The organism is Wolbachia endosymbiont of Drosophila baimaii (genome assembly GCF_028982185.1).
Taxonomy (GTDB): domain Bacteria; phylum Pseudomonadota; class Alphaproteobacteria; order Rickettsiales; family Anaplasmataceae; genus Wolbachia; species Wolbachia pipientis.
Map to the genome: position 1 here is coordinate 12,163 of NZ_JAPQLE010000127.1, position 1,580 is coordinate 13,742.

Sequence of the window (1,580 nt, forward strand, 5' to 3'; positions counted from 1 at the left end):
TAAAAAAACGCCATACTTGAAAGTATAATGTAAGTAATTAGCCAACCACGGGGCTTCTTTTGCCTTTTTTTTATTTGGTAAATTTCTTAATATTTATAGCTAAACAACAACCGTCATCCCGCTACTTATTAGCGGCTGAGATACCGCAGCAGTATGACGGTTCGCGGCGGCATAGTAATTCGTCATCCCGCTGCTTGTTAGCGGGATCTATGTTAAGGTATAGTAGGGGATCTATGTTAAGAGATACCGCGAATGAATCGCGGTATGACGGTGTAGATGATGGTTAAGTAATTCGTCATCCCGCTGCTTGTTAGCGGGATCTAGAGATACCGCAACGTCTCACCTATAGCCTTCAGTGCTCCTTTTTTTGTCATCCCAGCGTCACGCGTTGGTTTCAACATTATATCATGAACTTTCTAAAATTCATTGAACTGTGTTTTCAAACGGTAGTGCCGGGGTGTGAGTATAATGATTATCAGTATATAAAAGTCATAGCAGACAGACTTGAAGCGGCAAATGTTGGCAAAATGAGGCGAATAATATTCAATATGCCTCCGCGTTCAATGAAGTCCCTGTGTGCTAGTGTTGCGTGGCCCGCATGGATACTGGGAAATCAGCCAACTGCAAGAATAATAGTTGCAAGCTACTCTCGGCTGCTTAGCGAAAAGCACTCGCTCGATACAAGATGCATAATGCAGTCTAGTTGGTATAGAGAGCTGTTTCCAGAGGTAGGACTATCCAAAGATCAGAATACCAAATACAAATTTCAAACAGTGCAGAGAGGATACAGAATCGCAACGTCAGTTGGAGGGATGTTAACAGGTGAAGGTGGTGATTTCATCATCGTGGATGATCCACTGAGTCCCGCCCAAGCTTTGAGTGAAACGTTTAGAAAGCGTGCTACAAATTGGTTTGACCAGACTTTAGTAGCCAGGCTCAACAATAGAAAAAAAGGAGTAATTGTTCTTGTGATGCATAGGCTACATCAAGAAGATTTAACCGGGCACCTTCTCTCCAAACCGAAAAACATATGGAACCATACTTGTTTACCGATGATATCTGAAAATAAGGAGATTATCTATTCAATCAAAAAGCCAGCGCCTCCTTTTCTTGTTCCTGTCACCCGAGTAACTACAAATGAGTACAAAAGCTGGATTACAGCATCAAGTGCTAGAATGACACCACCCGTAATATTATACTCAAGAGAAGAAGGTCAGTTGCTATATCCCCTCTATGGAGGAAAAGAAGAAGTTGAGATGATAAAGGTTGAACTTGGGAGTTATGCTTTTGCTGCGCAATATCAACAAAACCCTCTGCCGCTTTCAAGTGGTATAATTAAACGAGAGTGGTTGAACCGCTATAGAAATTTTTCTGATAGTCTCTGATATGTCACTCAGAGCTGGGACACTGCAGTTCCAACAAGCAGCATGAGCAACTTTAGCGTCTGCACCACCTGGACAAAAGTGGGCAATAAATTCTATTTACTCGATGTATAGCTCTTTCCATAAAAGTCCGGATGTGGTAGGATAAGGATAGATGATGATAAGGAGGTTGAATGCCAGCAGCATATAGTTATGATT

At 41.9% G+C, this 1,580-nt stretch carries 1 pseudogene; it reads left to right on the top strand.

Annotated elements, in window-relative coordinates:
- Positions 1–407 precede the first annotated feature (407 nt).
- Positions 408–1,493 (top strand): annotated as a pseudogene (locus OZD66_RS04545) (phage terminase large subunit); the annotation flags it as partial.
- Positions 1,494–1,580 lie beyond the last annotated feature (87 nt).